The organism is Vibrio sp. OPT46, from assembly GCF_015163535.1.
Taxonomy (GTDB): Bacteria; Pseudomonadota; Gammaproteobacteria; order Enterobacterales; family Vibrionaceae; genus Vibrio; species Vibrio alginolyticus.
The window spans coordinates 52,061-70,835 of the sequence record NZ_JADDYG010000254.1; the positions used below are offsets into that span (position 1 = coordinate 52,061).

Annotated in this window: 20 protein-coding genes and 1 pseudogene; 10 read left to right on the top strand and 11 right to left on the bottom strand. The window is 41.9% G+C overall.

Going from position 1 to position 18,775, the window contains the following annotated elements; translation table 11 throughout:
• Positions 1-162 precede the first annotated feature (162 nt).
• The 5 genes from IQR33_RS11790 (at position 163) to IQR33_RS11810 (ending at position 2,453) form a co-directional block, all read left to right on the top strand.
• A complete protein-coding gene (locus tag IQR33_RS11790; protein WP_017634117.1) occupies positions 163-420 on the top strand; it encodes a type II toxin-antitoxin system Phd/YefM family antitoxin in 258 nt (85 codons plus the stop codon).
• Positions 408-710, top strand: coding sequence for a type II toxin-antitoxin system RelE/ParE family toxin (locus IQR33_RS11795; RefSeq protein WP_193837867.1), 303 nt, complete (start codon positions 408-410; stop codon positions 708-710). Before IQR33_RS11790 ends, IQR33_RS11795 begins: the two co-directional genes overlap by 13 nt.
• Positions 711-929: 219 nt before the next feature.
• On the top strand, positions 930-1,364 hold the full coding sequence (locus IQR33_RS11800; protein WP_017634115.1) for a hypothetical protein: 435 nt from the start codon (positions 930-932) through the stop codon (positions 1,362-1,364).
• 114 nt (positions 1,365-1,478) lie between these two features.
• On the top strand, positions 1,479-1,931 hold the full coding sequence (locus tag IQR33_RS11805) for a GIY-YIG nuclease family protein (RefSeq protein WP_054579183.1): 453 nt from the start codon (positions 1,479-1,481) through the stop codon (positions 1,929-1,931).
• A gap of 225 nt (positions 1,932-2,156) precedes the next feature.
• Entirely contained in the window at positions 2,157-2,453 is a 297-nt protein-coding gene (locus tag IQR33_RS11810; RefSeq protein ID WP_053307322.1) for a YkgJ family cysteine cluster protein, read from the top strand.
• Positions 2,454-2,913: 460 nt separating this feature from the next.
• Here IQR33_RS11810 and IQR33_RS11815 read toward each other — a convergent pair whose 3' ends face one another.
• On the bottom strand, positions 2,914-4,503 hold the full coding sequence (locus tag IQR33_RS11815) for a sensor domain-containing diguanylate cyclase (protein WP_228010115.1): 1,590 nt from the start codon (positions 4,501-4,503) through the stop codon (positions 2,914-2,916).
• Positions 4,504-4,886: 383 nt separating this feature from the next.
• Between IQR33_RS11815 and IQR33_RS11820 the strand changes: the two genes are divergently transcribed.
• Positions 4,887-6,386, top strand: coding sequence for a putative bifunctional diguanylate cyclase/phosphodiesterase (locus tag IQR33_RS11820; RefSeq protein WP_193837868.1), 1,500 nt, complete (start codon positions 4,887-4,889; stop codon positions 6,384-6,386).
• A gap of 80 nt (positions 6,387-6,466) precedes the next feature.
• Here IQR33_RS11820 and IQR33_RS11825 read toward each other — a convergent pair whose 3' ends face one another.
• From IQR33_RS11825 to IQR33_RS11850, 6 genes are all read right to left on the bottom strand, one after another.
• Positions 6,467-6,979, bottom strand: a complete 513-nt coding sequence (locus IQR33_RS11825) for a hypothetical protein (protein ID WP_017634110.1) — start codon at positions 6,977-6,979, stop codon at positions 6,467-6,469.
• A complete protein-coding gene (locus IQR33_RS11830) occupies positions 6,976-8,127 on the bottom strand; it encodes a phage tail protein (protein ID WP_193837869.1) in 1,152 nt (383 codons plus the stop codon). Before IQR33_RS11830 ends, IQR33_RS11825 begins: the two co-directional genes overlap by 4 nt.
• A gap of 3 nt (positions 8,128-8,130) precedes the next feature.
• Complete coding sequence (locus IQR33_RS11835) at positions 8,131-8,454, bottom strand: baseplate protein (protein WP_193837870.1); 324 nt, start codon at positions 8,452-8,454, stop codon at positions 8,131-8,133.
• Complete coding sequence (locus IQR33_RS11840) at positions 8,447-9,079, bottom strand: hypothetical protein (protein WP_193837871.1); 633 nt, start codon at positions 9,077-9,079, stop codon at positions 8,447-8,449. The genes IQR33_RS11835 and IQR33_RS11840 overlap by 8 nt, the downstream gene beginning before the upstream one ends.
• A 547-nt stretch (positions 9,080-9,626) precedes the next feature.
• A complete protein-coding gene (locus tag IQR33_RS11845) occupies positions 9,627-10,160 on the bottom strand; it encodes a PadR family transcriptional regulator (protein ID WP_017634104.1) in 534 nt (177 codons plus the stop codon).
• A gap of 231 nt (positions 10,161-10,391) precedes the next feature.
• Entirely contained in the window at positions 10,392-10,757 is a 366-nt protein-coding gene (locus tag IQR33_RS11850; protein ID WP_017634103.1) for a hypothetical protein, read from the bottom strand.
• 482 nt (positions 10,758-11,239) lie between these two features.
• Here IQR33_RS11850 and IQR33_RS11855 point away from each other — a divergent pair, with 482 nt between their 5' ends.
• Positions 11,240-11,497 (top strand): hypothetical protein, encoded by a 258-nt coding sequence (locus IQR33_RS11855; RefSeq protein ID WP_193837872.1) that lies wholly within the window; start codon positions 11,240-11,242, stop codon positions 11,495-11,497.
• Positions 11,498-12,037: 540 nt separating this feature from the next.
• Here IQR33_RS11855 and IQR33_RS11860 read toward each other — a convergent pair.
• Both IQR33_RS11860 and IQR33_RS11865 read right to left on the bottom strand, forming a co-directional pair.
• On the bottom strand, positions 12,038-13,603 hold the full coding sequence (locus tag IQR33_RS11860; RefSeq protein WP_228010116.1) for a hypothetical protein: 1,566 nt from the start codon (positions 13,601-13,603) through the stop codon (positions 12,038-12,040).
• A 12-nt stretch (positions 13,604-13,615) separates the two neighbouring features.
• Complete coding sequence (locus IQR33_RS11865) at positions 13,616-15,304, bottom strand: hypothetical protein (protein WP_193843712.1); 1,689 nt, start codon at positions 15,302-15,304, stop codon at positions 13,616-13,618.
• A gap of 520 nt (positions 15,305-15,824) precedes the next feature.
• On the opposite strand from IQR33_RS11865, the pseudogene IQR33_RS11870 reads away from it, so the two are divergent.
• The 3 genes and pseudogenes from IQR33_RS11870 to IQR33_RS11880 all read left to right on the top strand — a co-directional run bounded on the left by IQR33_RS11870 (position 15,825) and on the right by IQR33_RS11880 (position 17,414).
• Positions 15,825-16,039, top strand: a pseudogene (locus IQR33_RS11870) (Txe/YoeB family addiction module toxin).
• A gap of 412 nt (positions 16,040-16,451) precedes the next feature.
• Entirely contained in the window at positions 16,452-17,021 is a 570-nt protein-coding gene (locus tag IQR33_RS11875) for a helix-turn-helix transcriptional regulator (RefSeq protein WP_017634097.1), read from the top strand.
• 75 nt (positions 17,022-17,096) lie between these two features.
• Positions 17,097-17,414: a DNA-binding protein gene (locus tag IQR33_RS11880; RefSeq protein ID WP_053307329.1), complete on the top strand. Its 318-nt coding sequence runs from the start codon at positions 17,097-17,099 to the stop codon at positions 17,412-17,414.
• Positions 17,415-18,018: 604 nt separating this feature from the next.
• On the opposite strand, the gene IQR33_RS11885 is transcribed toward IQR33_RS11880, so the two are convergent.
• Entirely contained in the window at positions 18,019-18,168 is a 150-nt protein-coding gene (locus IQR33_RS11885) for a hypothetical protein (protein WP_165615990.1), read from the bottom strand.
• 206 nt (positions 18,169-18,374) lie between these two features.
• A complete protein-coding gene (locus IQR33_RS11890) occupies positions 18,375-18,584 on the bottom strand; it encodes a cold-shock protein (protein WP_017634094.1) in 210 nt (69 codons plus the stop codon).
• Between the last annotated feature and the right edge of the window lie 191 nt (positions 18,585-18,775).

The following is an 18,775-nucleotide window of genomic DNA, read 5'->3' on the forward strand; positions in this document are numbered from 1 at the left end:
GCGTGGCATTTTCACTATGCGTTGAGTTTAGTAATTAAGGTGGCTTGCGGAAGCTTCGGTATTACGTTGCTCACTACTTAACGCGGCGTTAGCCGTCATGGAGCTTGCTATACTAAAAGTGATAGAATAGTATCACTTTAGTATTCCTTTGGAGCCGCTCTCATGAAAGTAGAACTAGTTACATCACTTAAACGTCAAGCAACTAAAATCCTCGCCGATCTCCACGACACCAAAGAACCAGTGTTAATTACTGAACATGGTAAGCCATCGGCATATCTGGTTGATGTTGATGATTACGAGTTTATGCAAAATCGCTTGGCGATTCTGGAGGGGATTGCACGAGGTGAACGTGCATTAGCTGACGGTAAAGTGGTGAGTCACGATGACGCCAAGGACAAAATGTCAAAATGGCTGAAATAATCTGGACTGAGCCAGCGTTATCTGACCTCAATGATATCGCTGAATATATCGCACTTGAAAATATCGTAGCTGCAAAACAATTGGTTCAAGCGATCTTTTCTAAAGTCGAGCGCTTAGAGGCTTTCCCTGAATCGGGTCGCATTCCGCCTGAACTAGCACATCTAAGTTATCGTGAAGTTGTAGTTAATCCATGCCGTATTTTCTATAAACAAGACGGCGATAAAGTATTTATTCTGTTTGTTATGCGTGCTGAGAGAAACTTACGTAAGTTCCTATTGAGCAAGCAATAACCTTTGGGAATGAGCGGCTAACTGCTCAAGAGGGATTCGCAACGCATGGCATTTTAACTATGCGTTTGTTTCAGTGGTTAAGGTGGTATGGGAAGCTTAGGTATTGCGTGCCTCACACCTTAACAAGGCGCTATGTGTTTTGGCGAAAGTCTCAAACTTTAGATGAGCATGTCTGTTAATCTTGGTGTCGGCAACAATAAACTATCAAGGACTGATTTAATGTTTAATTGGACAAATCCTAAGCAAATCGATCTCACTCAACCATATCTGTATTTCATTAAGATCTCTGCTGAACAAAAGGAGTTTCGTTATATTGGTAAAGCTTCGAATAAAGCGAGACTGAATGAGTACAAATCTAACGTGGTAAAGATTCTCGAAGGAAAGTCTCGACGACCGGTGTTAAAAAGAGATGGCTCTCTTCAATCACAAGGTAACTTGAAATACAGATACGTTCACCTTGTGTTAGCTAATGCTCAAAAAAGGGGCTGGGATATAGAGCATTACCCAATTGAAAATGTAGCTAAGCAAGACCTAAATTCCCGAGAGTTAACACTTATAGATGAGTTTGAGTGCAATATGAATGATGGCTCAACTTGGTTAATTGAACAATTTTCTGAACTATCAGAGCAATTGCTACAAACAGTACGCACATAACAACTATTTAAGAGAAATTCGCAACGCGTGGCGTTGCAATTAGTGTTTAAGGTGGTGTACGTGCACCTCATCATCTCAACAGGGCGTTAGCAGAATAGGATAGAAACGACAGTAATGGAATACTTGGATAGATTAATTAGAACCTGTGAAACAGCTAAAGCAGCCAAACCTAAATCTGATTTTAGGGTTTCTAGCTTTAATGAAATTCCAGACCTTGATAAAGGGATTTATATCATCAAAGAGGTTGGCGGATGCGCAGATAGTACGTTTGAATCATTCGTAGATTTTAAGCGGAAAAAGCTTAAAGCATGTAGCAAAGTAAATACCCCATCACATGTTCTATATGTCGGTTCCTCAACTACTGGTTTACGAAAAAGGTTAAGACAACATCTGATTTATTGTCCTGACAAAACGTACTCATTACACATGTATAAATGGTTCGATGGTAATTATGAGGTTCGAATTCTTGAATATGATGTTCCAATAGAGATCCTTCAGCTCATTGAAGATGCAATATCATATGATTTGAAGCCTGCTTTTGGTAAGCAAGGTGGAAACAATAAATAGGATCGCTTTGATAAATCTGCTAACAAACTGTTCGAGATGGCTTCGTAACGCTTGGCGCTTTCACCCCAAGCCAGTTTAGTGTTTATGGCACAATTGTTTAACTAAGGTATTAGCGTCGTTGATACCTTAACAGGGCATTATGATCCACAAGATAGCGAACATCAGAAGTAAGTAGTTTGTACTAAATTACGGTATTATGTGTAATTAACCAAAATGTAGCTACTTATGAACATACCCACCTTTTCTACACCGACTTATCCCTCAAAAATATCTTGCTCTAACTGTAAAGCATGCTGTTGCCGACTGGAGGTAATGATCATTTCTGATACGGGAGTACCAGAACAGTATATAAAACGTGATCAGTATGGTAGTGAGTCAATGCTGCGTCTAAGTGATGGTTGGTGTGCTGCTTTAGATAGAGACAGTTTAATGTGCAAAATTTATGAAAATCGTCCTTGGATATGTCGCGAGTTTGAAATGGCTTCAGATGAATGTTTGGATGAGCGAGATAAGTTCATGTAAATGATATTGCTAAGGTTTGTTTTGTTCGTAAAATCAATCGCTCAAGAATGATTCGGCACACGCGGCAATTTCATATGCGTTTGATGTTTATAATTAAGGTGCTGCAATATTACGTTACTTACTCTTAAAATTGGGTTCGAGCTCAATCCAGTAAAATAAAGCTTTAGAAGCAGATAGCATTTCTTACTACTCGCAACTTGAGGAACGAGAAATGAGCTAACCTGTAAAAGATTATGTTTTTTACATCGAGACTACTTACATGCTGGATTACGAGATAGACGAAGCTTGGTAACAAGTTTCGCTTGCTTGACTTGACAAAAAAATTCTTATGAGACAGCTCAACCTAATACACTTGAATTTTAAGAGTAAAGGTATCTTGAAGTTGTGAACTTTATATGTTCGCTAAGTCTGACTTAAGTTACAACGAACCTAAAGTAAATGACACATTAAATTGATCGAGTCAGTTGACCTTATGCACCTCAGTTCTATTTCTACCGTTATGTTTTGCCTGGTAAAGCGCATCATCAGCACCTTTAAGAATAGCGTTGATCGGTTCTCTTTCTGCAAACCATTGAGACATGCCGATAGAAATAGTCACGTGACCTACAGTATCAAACTCGTTTGAATCAATGGCTTTTCGGATTCTCTCAGCAACGTATTCAGCTTGACGTATGTCAGTTTTAACTAAAAAGACCATAAACTCCTCTCCGCCAGAGCGGCAGACAATATCCATCTCTCTCGCCTGAGCCTTGATAATATTTGCCACACTGACAAGTAAGGCATCACCGGCATCATGGCCAAAGGTATCATTGACTTTTTTGAAATAGTCAACATCCAGAGCGAGCACAGAAAATGGAGTGTTTTGTATACGCAAGTTATCAATGGCTTTATCTAAACCTCGACGGTTTAACAGCCCAGTCATTGAATCCGTTAAAGTATCGATATGCAGTTGGTCAATGGTGTTGGATACAATGTTGAATGCGCTGAGAAATGAACACTTTAGATGTGAAGCTTCAAAATACCAAGGTTTAACTTCATTTAAGTCTCGTATAGCAGAAGTACGGTTTTCAAAGCTTTTGACTACATTAGCTAGCTGCCACAACGGTTTTGAGATAAAAGCCGCAGATATCCAAATAACTAAAAGCGTGATGGCTCCAATTGGAAAAGTTTCTACAAGCACATCCCACATTTGGTCGTTAAGTACAGAAAAAGTTAAGCCTTCTGATTTCTGTGCAACTATCCCCCAACCTGAAGCATTAACTGGTGCGTACCCAGTAAGCATATCAATACCCTTGGAGTTAATGATGGCTTTACCACCTTTATTTCCCTGAATAACATCATTTATCGCGTCATTATTAACAATGACTTCTCCCACTCTTTGCCGATCAGGGTGATAGATCAATGTCTGATTCTTATCCACAACGTAGAGGTATGACCCATCTCTATAGCTATGTTGCCCAAGTATGCTCATTAACATGTTCTTCTTATCGAGATAAATAGAGCCACTGACATATCCTAAATACTCTTTTTGTTCGGAGAAAATAGGGTGGGAAATACTTATCAGATAATTACCTGCAGGAGATACGAAGGGATCAGTCACGATTGGAGACTTAGCTTTCAATGATTGTAGCGAACTTTCACTTGTTAATTGGACACCTTTCACTTGTATTGCTTCAGGTGAAACGGCAACAATAATTCCCTTCGCATTGACGATGACTACAGAGTTAAAGGCATTGGTTTGGAGCCTCAACCGATCCACTTCTTGTTGCAACTCATCTGTATCTCGCACCTTGCTTCTAAGCATAAGTGCGCTGTACTCCAATTGTGATAGTGCTGATTCAATGAAAGTGTCCGTCATTCTGGCCATTTTTTCAGCATAAACACGATTGGATTCAATGGTGTTAGTGACAGTTAGTTCACGTTGAACATGATATATGGAGTAAAAAGCGTTTAGAAGGGTGACCATCATACTAAAGATGCTTAAAAATAGTATCAGTTGTCTTAAATTTAACTTATCTCTCAGCCGCTTTGATTCACCCAGGTATTCCATAAATTAAGTCATCCATTGGTCTATTAAAAGTGATTCTACTCGTAACTGTAAATCGATTAAATCCAGTTTGAACAGATTTGACAGTTCAGCCATGTTTGATATGCAACTTCCTTATTAGCTTATATATTTCTTGAAACTCATATAAGCAACATAGATGGTAAACATACAGCAACTAAGCTCTAGACCTGAACAATATTAGGATGGGGGCAATTAGAGGTTCTTGTTACGACGAAACGTCAACTTAATCCGTAAAAGCATGTGTTTAATATGTTGTTTTGAAAATCTAATTGATATATTGCTAGCTTGATATGCAATGTGGTGATAGTTTACTTATTTAAGTATGCTCTTAACCTTGGGCAGTACACGAGTATTTTGTGGTTTATATGAAAAAAAACTTTCTCAGCTCCGCTAAGCTCGTTTTGTCCTACTTTGCATTCGCGTCAATGTGGGTATTGTTCTCAGACAAAGCGGTAGAGCTCCTATCTAACAACCAACAAGTATATACTTTGGTTCAGTCATTAAAGGGAATACTATTTGTTGTGTTCACGTCTCTTTTGCTGTGGGGACTGATAAAGAAGAACAATAGGTATATTGAACAGGCCAATGACATTGATTATGTAACCGGTTTGCATAGCCCCTATGTCTTTTTTCGCTATTTGGAACAAAAGTTTCGTAATACAAAAAAGGATGAACATTATGTTTTATTTCTTCTCGATATAGACAATTTTAAGCCCGTTTCCGACCGAATCGGTTTTGTAAAGAGCAATCTGTTTCTAAAAGATATCGCACAATCGATTAACTCTTCTACCGTTTCTCCACTTTTCTCTTCAAGGGTGCATTCTGATGGATTTGCTTGTTTGATTCGCATGGAAAGCGAAAGTCAAGTTGATATGCACTTAGCACTTATTCAAAGGCAGTTTAAGCAGAACTCAAAACGTCATGGTATTGATTTGACATGCTCCATCGGTGCTGCGATTTATCCATTTGATGGGGAAAGTGTGAAACAGCTCATGTCGTCAGCTAAATATGCACTTGCTCAAGCAAAGATTACGAAAAACACTATCCGCTACCACGACAAAGAGCTCGCTAAACATGAGCTCCAGAGACAACAGATGACTTCAGACTTACGTAACGCAATACGAGAAGGCCAAATACAGATTGTATTTCAACCAAAGTATTGCCTTAAAGATAAGAGAGTCGCTGGAGTTGAAGTGCTCTCTCGATGGAAACACCCCGAATATGGAGATATATCTCCTGCAGTATTTATCACACTGGCAGAAGAGAACAATCTCTGCAGTGCTCTAACAGAACTAGTCCTCAAGCAAGCATCAAAGCAACTTAGAGAAACGCAGCTTCTAGGACGAGCCATTCAAGAGGTATCAGTGAACCTTTCTGCTACTGAGCTAAATAGCATTGAAGATATGCATCGTATCGAAAATTACTTAAAAAAAGACCTTGACTTTGCACAATACCTCTGCTTTGAAATAACAGAGACAGCAACGTTAAACGATGTAGAACAATGCGCAAGTCTAGTCAGAGAACTCAAGAAATCTGGTGTGAGGTTCTCTATTGATGACTTCGGTGTTGGCTATACCTCATTTGCAATATTCAATAAGTTGGATGTCGATGAAATAAAAATAGATCGAAGCTTCATTAAAAACATCGCTATTGATTATCGCTCAAGAGCGATCACTTCCGGCATAGTCAACATCGCAAAGGGATTTGGTATTCAAGTCGTTGCTGAAGGGGTAGAGACCCTTGAACAGTTGTGTGTTCTAGAAGAGTTAGATTGTGAGCTAGTTCAAGGATTCTATTTAAGTCGTCCAATCCCCATTGCTTTATTGGATAGAAAATTAAATAACATCGCAAATGTTATGTATTAAGATGTTGTATTCCCCTCTCTGCTCTTTCGCAGGGAGCACCCTAGCCATTAAAGATGGTGCTGCATTATGTGGTGAATTTTCTACTTAAGTAATTTGTTAAAATCACGCATTGGTATGCAGATATAAATCACGCCCACATTCGCTGTGCCATAGCCAACGGCTTTATGTACGTACCACCACACGGTTCGTAATCCCTCGGCGTTTTCTTCATCCCATTCCAGTACACTACCAACAGGAACATGGTGCGAAGCAATACGCAGCATTAGCGGCTCTAAGGACTCGCCAAGGTTTTCGTCGCCATCGTCCATCATGAAAAAGTTCTCTTGCTCATCTGGACAAGCTAATAAAGCCACCAGCTCTGGCTCACGATAAGTAAGCGTGTCTTGGTTGGTTTCTAGCTCTAGCACTGACTCGCTTTGGTAATTATCATCCGTTGGTTCCAGTTCTGGCTCAATAGGACGATACAGGGACGCTTCAAAGTGATCAGGTGATAGTTTGATGGCCTTAATCCAATCATCCCTTAAAACACGGTTAAAGGGCACATGGCCTTGGTATCGAGCCTTTCTTACTACAGGTTTAACTGCGTCACTCATTTGATGATTCTCTCTAATCTGCTTGGTGTTACGTTCATCATTTTTGCGAAGTTGGTCAGAGCTTCACTCTTAGTCTTTCCTTGCAGCTTGTAGCCGTCATGGAAGTTCTGGAAGCCGACCTTAATCATATCGATATAACCTTTCTTCTCGTTGGACTCCTGACGCAGTTTGCGCGCTTGGCGCTTAATAGTTTCGCTTTCCCGTTTCTGTTTGGCGATCTGTTTTTCCATTGCGTTCTGAGCACGTAGATATTTCGCGTGTTCGCGCGTAGCTGCGGCTTTATCCACCATTGTTTTACGGTTGCGAGCGGCGGCTTTCTTCTCTTTCTCGTTGAGCAAGTACGTTTTGTTATCTGAGCCAAAACCAACACGGCGCGCTTGCTGTTTCATTTGGTTGGCCAAGATGCGTTGCCATGCCAGTGATTGCAGCATGGTTGTTGCCTTAAGGACGTGTTTACATGCCACACCAGACAATTCAGGGTTTCGGATTTTCGGGAATGCAAACTCTTTAGGCGGTGCTATACAGTAGTTACCCATAGTGGCCAAGTATCGATACCAATACTGGTGACGTCCGCAGTCGCAATCAAAGGAAATACGGCCAGCACACGCCAGTTGCACCGCTTGGTTGTAATCCCCATTAGGCGATTCGTGTAGTAGTTCATCCCACTGCTCAAAACGCACCTTTACTCGGTGTTCTTCATGCCTAGACACGCTTGAGGCTCGGACACGAATAAGCGCGACATTGTTCTTAATACCGATCAACGTGGCCTTGTGAATGCCCGTACCGTCATCGACACGGTTGTTAGCACGGTCTACGTCCATTTGACGCGAGTTCTTCACCAAAAAGGCATAGGTAATACCCGCTGTCTTGCTGTCATAGACCTTTTTGTGTCGCCGGCGAGCCTTGTCGAACTTGATTAGGTCTTCTTTGGTAAACCGTTGCCCTTTAGCCTTTTCGCCTAGCGCCTTTAATGCTGTATTAGTTGGCTTGGCTAACGTTGAGGCGGTCAGTGTTCGCTTAGCATTGCGGCGGTTCCTCTTTTGCGCCTGTTCAATTTTGTTGAATAGCTGGTTGAACTGCTTTTCATTGAGGCCAAGGCTGGCAAATGAGCCGTTATCCCGTTTTTCCGCTACAAACTTCTTCGGCATAGGTTACAGCCCCATTTCGTCCATGAATTGACGCATAGAGCGGCGTACCCACGCTGCTGGTGGCAGCTTGATAGTTTGGCCAACGGGTAGCGGATTCATTGGGTCATCTACGTCACAAACCAGACTCACTAGCCAATCAAGCTCAACCGTGCCATAGGCACGATAAGAGGCCAGATCGGCACGGTAGGTTTCATCAAGTCGAATGGTGTACTCAAACAGATCGGTATTGCCCGAACGGTTGACGTATTCCATGACTTTCGCAAAGAAATGCGCCCGTAGAATGTCGTCCTCGATGTTCTCTGCTGAGAGGCGGGATAACTTACTCATTAGCACCTCCCATTCGATAATTACCGTCTGCGATTAGCCCCGTTTTGGCCTTGAATAATCCCATTGCGCGCGAGGCCATTTCTGGCTCTTTCTTAGGCTTGCGTAACAAGCCAAACAAGCTCTTAAGTGTTACCGTGTCGCCAATACTGTCTTGTGTAGCTGCATAGACCACAAACATGAGCGCGTAGGTATCAGGACGTAGTTCTGACCAGTCAATGTTGTACGTGGGTTTACCATCCGTTCCCCGCACTTCTTCTACGATGGACGGCGACACTTCGAAGCGACCACCAGCGTTAGGAGGGTAGGTGATAGCATTTAGGGATGTGAGATAGTTATAGGCTTCCACTGCCGACACAATGATCGGTCTGCCTTTTGCGTCCAGTTCGAACAAGCGAACGGCGCGCCCATACTTCGAAAAGTAGGGAGTAACCTCGTCCACCAGCACAATAAAACCGTTTTTTTTGAGCTTTTCTAACTTCTCGGGCAAAGTCAGCTTAAGACTCATCAATGAACGCTCTAATTGCTGGCATTCGATGATATGGAGTTGACCATCATTCACACCAGCAAGCATAAGCCGTGGCTGGCCAGATGATAGAGTAAGTACAGCTATGCGCATTCGTGCCATGTTGTGACCTCTAAGTGCGCTTTTTAAGATGAGGAGTCTTGGTCATTTTAACACCATCAACCAAGCTTTTTAGCCCTATTAATAGTATTTATATTAATTAATGCTCGGAATATTGTGGTGATAATAACACAAGGGTAATACATACGCATGCGACGTTCCATTGATTGTTTTTGCTTCTCTCGTTGTCTTTGAAGTTTCTCTGCTATTGTCAAAGCCATTAAAAACACCTACTATTTGCTTGCTCTTGTTTCACATTTGCTGGTGGAACATGAAAAGGCTGGTAACTCGAATTTGCTGATTCGAACTGTTTGCTAAGGCCAGCCGCAAAAAAACCGCGTTTATTCGCGGTTTTTTTGTACCTATCAAAAGTAACTCTCAATCAAAACCCGATGGCATGGCTTGCCTTCATCGTTACGCATCCGTTACCCCAAGCTGACGATCTTCATGAGCTTACCCTCGTAGTCCCAAGGCTGATTTCGAGTTAAACACTCTTTGGCTCGTTTAAGCGCTGGCGAGTCAACTAAAAGATAAACGGCTTTGCGAGGTTTCACGCAGCATTCTCCGTAGCAATGTTTGAGGAAGTGATCATAGATAGTGAACGTTCGGCAAACTTAAGCTCTGCTTTGCGCACATCAATGTCGCGTTCTACATGCAGTGTGAAGTTGTCACAGAACACACCTTTCTCTTTCTGGTGCGCGTTCAACTTCTCTTTGAGTTGAGTGATTTCTTGATTGAGTTTTTCAATGTACGACTTGAAGTAAGTCTCGCTGCCGATTTCCAGCATCACTGATGCCGGACTACGAATGATAGACAGGATATCGCATGTAGATTCGTTGCGTAAAAGGTTCAGAACACGTTCGCCGCCTTGAGTTATGCTGTATTTTTTGCGATCTGGTTTACCGTCTTGCGCTTCAATTTCGTGAGACACTAACCCCTTTTCCGTCATGCGACCGAGTTCGCGGTACACTTGCTGGTGGCTGGCTTGCCATGCGCCTGATTCAGGCATTGTTCGGTTTGTTAGGTCATAGCCTGTTTGTGTTCTCTGCTCAAGAATTGCTAGAAGTAGATTACCCAAATTCATAGTTAGTTACCTTTTGTTATTGATGCCAAATTTCACCCGTATCCTCGTCAATAAATCCATGACATAAATACTCTCTACTTGTTGAGTAATGCGTAAGTCTTCCCTTTAACGCCTTTTTGTTGCGGTTATGCCAATGCTCGTATCCGGCAGTAAACGCATATTTGTTGTTGTAGTCTGCATAATGCAGATCTGAGCCATTGCGAGCCTCATTAACTCCCGCCGACCAACTTGCTAGAAAATCATCACGCTCATTGAGTTTGACGGCTTGGCGCTCATCATCATGCCCCCTAATAACGTGATAATTCCTAGCCCTTGCATGCGGTCAATGATGGTAGTCTCGAAAAATCCAATGTAGATTTCATCGTGCGGGATAAGCTCTACTTGTTGTGCCATTTCGTAGACCGTTCCATCTAGTGGTAGCGCTTCCATTAGCTCTATGATTAGGCTCAATTGGTTTTTGGAATTGCCATTGGTCAGTGCCTTGTCTAGTTGTCTAACCACATCTGCACACATGGAAAAGCGAGGCATTTCATTTCGTATCGCTTTTTCGTCTGCGTCCTCAATAAAGGCTTTCTCCTCATCTACACTCCCTAACACCTAACTCACACACACGTTCGCTACCGCGACAGCGGCGCGGTTAATGGCCATCGACACCGTTGCTCCGTGGTTAGACAGGACAATAGTGCCTTTGCTGGCATTGAACGTTTTTACGGTCATTTTCTACAAAGAATTAAGTGTGTTCGGAATGGGTTGGTGAGACTACCATATCAAAAATAATATATGCAATAACTAATTTAGCCCTTAATATCAAAAAAATATACATTGATATAAATTTTCATGTTCGGAATAAAAAGGATTACCATAATCCTGGGGTGGGATTAGATTACGCTCAATCGGAGCCGTTTAAGAAATGAATTTAATTCATGAATTTTTCGGTAAAACCCATTAATTAACCCTGGTATAGTGCTAATGCAGAGAGGCACATACGCCCACCAGATAAAGCGATTTTTCACTGACATCAAGCTACGTGTTGGTCATATTTGTGAGATGAAAGCGACAGCAAGTAGCAGTGTTAAGTTTTGGGGTTCACTCTGTGCTTATTTGATGAGATTACTTACAAAGCCAAAGAAAGCTACACAGATATTGATTCCCAATATCAATTTTTAACTTATCTAGCTGATACGGTTTACTTGATCGAGAAAGAGGGCATTGATTGTGATGTCACCAATCAGTCATTGGTTTTGGATGATGATCAAACGCAAGCAACTCGCGACCAACAGCTACGCAATATCAGCCACCTTTTGAAGATGACAAAGCAGTATGCAGAACAGTTTTAACGATGCTGACGATCTACCCATTGGACGAATTTATTAAGGCAAATTTCCGAATTAATTCGTAGTTTGCCAGGATACACGACGTTGTCTTAAAGATGAACGCCAACGGTGATAGAAATATCAAAAGGAGATCAAGTTAAATAAATATGACTTTGTTTGAGCTTATCACCCCTAGAGATTTACGCACTTTCTACGCCCTCAATCTCCAAGTGGCTATGGAGTGGCCTGTTCGCTATCAAGCAGTTATGGCGCGATTTAAGTGGATGAAAGCAAAGCACCTTGTTTAGATGTTATTTCACAAAGCTAGATACGAAGAACGATTGTAAATCACTTTTGGACAAAATAAGCTACAGCTTTCGCTAAATTAGCATTTAACTGATAACCTGAGGCATTTCAAATGCCTCAGGTTAACTGGCCAAACTCCCAGTAGCATTGATCAAACAACTCTCGGGCTGTATCCAAAATCAGAACAAGCTGTTGACGCAAGCATGCTTCGAAGCCAAATCTAGTAATAGTGTTCATAGAGTTGAACCCAATTCGCACTTAGGCTCCGAGAAGCAGCCGCTTACAATCTTCTTCAATGGCTTTATCAATCGCATCATTATCTTGAGCATCAAACAGGACTATCTGAAGCTCTTTTAAGGCCAAATGCCCAAATCGGATCCAAGCTACTAGGTTGGTCCTCAAAAAGAACTCCACAATTAAGCCGCCTGAGCGCAATGCGGCATCTGCTGCGTCAATGGTACAAAGTGTTCCATGGCTTACCAACAACATGCGGCGAAGTTCAGGGGTTGAGCCCTTTGGTATACACTCCTTCCAAGGCTTATTATGCAACACATGTTGATTGACAGCCCAGCTTAACCGAGTGAGTAACTCGGAGATAAGCACTGGTATAGCCATTGCAGCACCGTGTCTAAGATCGTATCCCTGCTCAAACACCTTGCTAAACACAATTGCTAGGGTTTGCTTGTTGATAACCTCTTTGCCTTTCTTAACGTTGCCTGTTTTCACTTCAAAAGCACCGAAGTTCATTAACTGCGTGAGGTTGTAGAAAGGCACCGGCACACCCGAGCCTCGCCCATAGTCAGCTTGCTTACGATCTATACCAGAAGAGCCAGAAACGTCTGACATGATGTGCCCAAACCAATTAGCAACACCGGCGAATATCTTTGCAACAAAGTTATGCCCTACCAGCTCAAACTCTTCCGTTTCGATAGTGATTATCTGGCCTTCACTAACAAATGAGGAGGTATTCGTGAACTGATTCAGAATTGAAAAAAACAGCCCGACAATATCGGGGCTATGACTGAGGCTTTTTAGATGATGGTTCTTAGTGGACAGGTTCTTAACCTTGCCACCAGTGCCGTTTCTCTCTCCATTGGTAGTTGCTTGATCGTAGTTAACTTTAAACTTGCGCTCTAAGAATCCTATTGCACTACTCGTTCTGTTGGCATCACCTCTTGGCCCCTGCCAACCAAGCATTGAAGCAAACTTCTCAACTGCACCCTCAGCAACGTTATCGGCAACTTTGGTAAGTGGGCCTGTAGTGGGAGTACCAACGAATAACACATCGACTAAACCCGCAATAGCCCCGCAAGTCCCCGCTATCATGTAGTCCATGGAGTCGCATTGCGCAGGCTTTGAGAAAAACGAGTCTCGAAACTCGCGTTGCGCCTCTGCTAACTGCTGCTGAGACATCACACATCGCAACCCTTGATAGTCTACCTGTATCAGGTTTCTCTCTATATAGGCATCGAGTTGCCTCATATATTCTTCTTCAGAAGTACAGCTATCAACTTCAACAAAATCTGGGGTTTGCAGTGTCCCAATGCTCGCTGTCAACTCCACTTCTATCCCAACAAGAAATGCATCCATATCAACATGGTTGGTATCAAGCCCCTCGCTTGGTTCTGTGCCACACCAACTTAAGAGCTCGTCCGCGTTATCAATCAATCCACTCAGCAAATCATCACCCTCACAGAGCAAGTCATCAACCAGTTCCAACGATGAGCGCATATCAACAAGATGCGCTTGAGCGTTAGATAACTGATGGTTTGCTGCAGTTAGCGTCTTTATGTTCTGCTCGAGAATATCCTTATCTTTCGGCACATTAGGCTCCTGTTAGCTACGCAGCTTGCCTAAAGCAGCTTTACCCAAGGCCTTAGATTTTGCACCGAGCATATTGCTCATATCGAAGTAGCCAATAGCTTCAAATATCTGTGCTAATTGCTCTAGTGCCTTCACTGAAATTCCTTGCTTAAGCGTCAGAACACCCTCTTCAGCTCCCTCTTCACACTCGTAATGAGACAGCACGGGCTCTTGAAGCTTTTTCTTTGATGGCTCTGATGTAAGCTCGAGAAAACTAGCTTTATCTAGCTCGATGGGACATTTTGACCGAAGTTCACTGGCTTGATATTCATTGCTCTTGTTCTCAAGGTGCTTACCCGACTTGATAAGCATGGTTAGCTGCTGCTGCTTCGCTGCTAACTTGTGGATTACCTCATTCTGATTCAGTGACTTACTGATTAGCTCATTCATTTTCTCAGTAACAAAATTGATGTCTTCCATTAAAACTGAAATGGTCTTTTGAGTGTGTTGAACGGCTTTGGTAAGCAAAAAAGCGCGATGTTTGTGCTTGTCCAGTTTGTCTGCACCCGTAAGTTTCTTCATGCCGTGATAGGCACCCACGCCAATCAAAACCGCAGCACCAATGCCCGTTACCATGCTTGAAAAACCGAGAACACCACCAACGCCAAGAGCTGACAAGCCGGAGGTTAAACCTGCAGCCGACAAACCCATAACCGACCCCGACATATATACAGCAGCAATCGGAGCACCAACAGCGGCAACGCTTTGAGCTAACTGCTTCGTTTTCTGCTCAAGCATACTGTCGTCGATGTGATCACCTAAAATTAGCTGGTCATTTTTGACGGCTTCGACCATAACATCGAGTTTTTCGTCAGATATCCCGAGCTTCGTTTTTAGCTCTTGAAGGTGAGGGCTGTTTTTTGCTTCGTCAACAGTTCCTTGTCCTCCGAAGGCAAATATACCAATGAGGTCTTTCATCAACGTCAGGCAAAGCGCTTCATATTGCGTGTCGGAGATCTCTGCTTTGATAGTGCTCAATAGCTCATCAGCGCTGATGGTGTTTTGATGATCCAACATGTACGAACGAACATCTAAGCGCTTCTCAGGGTTGAGCTCAACACGAGTAATCAAGGACAAAATCTCTGCGGTTTCCTTCGCATCAATCTCATTGTCATTAGCAAAGGCGAGATTGATAGCGACTTTACAGTATGCGGCCTTAACCGTTTCCCTCATATCTGATAACAGCACGACCTGCTCTTGCTCTTCAAAGTCCTCAAACTCCGAGATTAACTGCGTAAGAAAATCAGCAAGTCCCTGGTAGTGCCCTTTTAGATCACTCCAGTCGATCATGAGCTCCTCATCATCCCCATAAGTGATGAGTAAGTACCCGATTTCTTTGGTTTTATCTTTTTTCGTTACGGTTTTCTGTACATATTCGGCAGAGTGCATTGACTCGAACTTGATACACTGAGCCGCTTCAAATGGCCCTTTCACATACAAAGATTCACCCGTAACAAGAAAGCCATCTTTCCCATTGTTGAACACAGTCATGTCGAACAACGCTACGACCAGATTAGGATCGAGATCTAGCTTGTAGCTAGCAATGGCATTATCCAACTTCTTTTCAAGCTTTTCATCGGTGAAAGGGGCGATAGCAAGGCGCTTATGAAGAACAGCTTGTTTGAGCTGAGACTTAATAAATCCATTTACATCGACTGACATTTTCTATTATTCCTAGAAGACTGAGAAAGTACCAACATATCAGAATAGGCCTAGAAATATGGTTAACAGTCTGTTAAACAAGAACTTTTCTATAAAACATGTTAAGCGCATCACGATCCCACGTGGCGCGTAATATGAGCAATGTATAGTGGATTTGCCCACATAGTTAGATAAGGAAAGGTAATCAAAATTACGATGATTACAACAAAGTTCAACCCTACTCTAGCTCATTTCGAGGCATTTCTGTGTTACACATCCCGTCAGCACACCTTGGGCATAAACATTTTAGAAATAGCAGCATACCTATGTGATCGCTGCCACTGTGTAGTATGAATCTTTATTACTCTCTCACAGTATTACGTGACGTTTAAAATCACATTTGGAAGCGATGATGGTGTTGCTTCTGGCCAGGTCCAAGAATACGAAAAATACTGAAAATTGGCTCGAGACATTCATGACGTTCGCCACCTAATGTTGATCTTACGAAGTGACCTAAGCGCTTTACTTGGACTGATGTGGTTTGCACTGGCAAAAGCAAGACAAAAACACCCTAAAGCGCATCAATAGGTTGATTAATGACGTTAAACGTTCCCTTTTGAGGGGATAGGGAAGCCTGAGTCACTAAAGGAGAACCTGTCAGGATTTTGGTCGCGCCGTATTGATGATACGAACAGGTTGGTCTATGCCGTGGATAATCAGGCGATAACCATTATTTCATGCCGCTATCATTATTAGGCAATCTAAACATCAAAAATAGAAACATCAAAATAATAGGTACCAAAAGAAATGCGGAAAATTGCTTGTCTACTACCGTCGTTACTGTTTGGTTGTGTCGCTGTTTAGGGACAATCTTATAACATCGATATTGCAAATGAGGACTATGTACAGGTTAACTATGATTCGTCAATGACCAATTACAAGGCCATGCTAAGCGAATTTACCACGCATTGCGCCAAGTAAGACAAGGATTACGTCAATGAAAGTACGATTACAAACGGTTGGGAAATTACTATGGCCGTTTATCGCTGCGTTGAGAAGAGAGAGAACAGTTAACCATTAAGCCACCAGCACAGTGGCTTTTTTGTGCCAAATTGATAGTATAGTATAGGCACAATTGTACACATAAATGGAGTGCAGAGAGAGTTCAATGAGCATTTATGAGTTCACCTTAAACATCGGCAACATCAATATCACGAACGACAACGATCTACTTGATGTGTCACGCAAACTATACGAGGGCGCTTGTTCTGACGCTGTGGTAATGTCTGTTGATGAAATGCTGTATATCGAATTTGAACGAGAGGCAGGAACGTTCGTTCAAGCGGTTACACAAGCAATTAAGGACGTAGAATCGGTCGAGGGCTACGATTTACAAGTTATCTCGATTGAGGGCGACCTTGTGAGTTTGGGCGAAGCTGCGGAGTTCACCGGGGTTAAGAAGAGCACACTAGCAAAATACAAAAAGGGTACATTTGGCGGCGGTGGCTTCCCTGTGCCAGTACGAAAGGCTTCAAAGAAAGATCCTCTTTGGAGACTTAGCGACATAGCAGATTGGCTATACAAAAAAAACAAGGTAGCAATGGAGCTAGTAGAACGCGCTCGTCTGATGGATGTAATTAACCATCATCTAGAGACCAGATTGATGAAGAATAGCGATAAGTACGCAAACCTATTCATCAATATCCAAACTAACCTAATAATTCCCATAAAGTCATAAAGTCTCAGCTGCCATCAGCGTATAGCTGGTAGCTTCTTTATGCGTATCGTAATTGCTTAAAAGGAGGATCAATAATTGAAAGACTATGATTTTTCAATAGTGGCTAAGTTTCAAGACAACATGAATGCAGACTCGCTTTGCAAGCCATCTAATGCGATCAAAGAGTTTAACCCATCCGATTACTTAACCGATCAACAGACTATCCAAGCCTATATTGATGAAGCAGCAAGCACTGGTGAACCAGCGATAATCGCCGATGCCTTAGCAGTTGTTTCACAAGTTAAGGGTATGGACAACACCTTACACCCGCGCGACAACCCTTCTTTATCGTCACTTATCGGGCTGGCCAACGTTCTAGGCATATCAGTTCGATTAGGTATCAACATTAAATAACTTATTCCAGTAGTTCGGTTGGGCCGAATTACTGAAATAGTGCCCCGTCAGGAATCTAGTCAATTTAGTTTCACTTCTTACAGAACAGAAACTAACCCGCCAATTACCGGCTGCGACATCGCCTACAAGAAAAAACGGCGCGACAAGATTGATGATCTGAGCAAGGTTTTCGACAGAGCGTTTAGAGAAAGTAATGGACAAGTTCAGTCTCGTCCAAGAAATGGAACAAACTGCTCAAGAAGATTAGGATTAGTCGGATAATGAGTCAGTTATCAACGTTTTACTGTGTTCTTTACCGGTGTCCACAAGGCACTACGGGTAAAGCTTAATCCGTTACCTGACATTTGGTTAATGTAGTGAGGTAGCAGACTACTTCACCGAGCTATTTCGCCTTTCAATGGTGTTTGGATTGAGCTATTAGAATGGTCTTGTTGATGAGCAAATGGCTCAAAAACTGGCGATGTTCGTTAACGTACCACTCCAGAGTCAATAGTTACTATTGATAAGATAAAATACGTTAAGAAAAATTAATTATGAGTTTGGCTTTCAAAAATTTTATTTTTATTTCTTAATTTAAACCAAATTTTCTTTCTACCATTATTCTTCAAAATAAAACCTCCAAAACCACACCACTTTGGCCACTTGTTATTCTTTGAAGTAGGTCAAGTTTTGATTTTTGACTATTTGATTTTTTCTTTTTACTGATTTTTTTATTATTAGATACATTTATTAAATCAATGATTTTATTAGACATACAATGCCCCTTACTTAATGATTAGGGTGTACTGAACATGCGTTATTTTATGATATAGAATGAAGGGAGCTTACAGAGAAACTTATTAAGGATGACGCTGGGAAAACTGACTTTATACTTTTTTATCTGAAACAACTATTGATCAGAGCTACTACTTCCTTACCACTGGATTACAAGCGATAAGGAAGCTAAGTTTTGTAAGACTATTACAACGTCGTTACATTTTCTGCTTGAAGCCCTTTAGGACCTTTACCTACGGTAAAAGAAACCTTGTCGCCTTCAATAAGTTTTTTAAATCCATCCCCAACGATGTTGCGGAAGTGAACGAATAGGTCGTCGCCGTTATTTTGAGAAATGAAACCGAAGCCTTTAGCTTCATTAAACCACTTTACTGTACCAATTACTTGATTAGACATATTATGCCCCTTATATAAATTAAAATTAAGGTGCACTGAACATAAGTATTATTTTAAGGATATAGAATTAAGGGAGATACAGAGAAAAACTTGCTAGGGATGACACTGGAAAACTTACTTTATATTTTTTATCTTCAAACAACTCTTCGTCAGAGCAAAATCAACTATACACGTTTCAAAAATTAAAGATA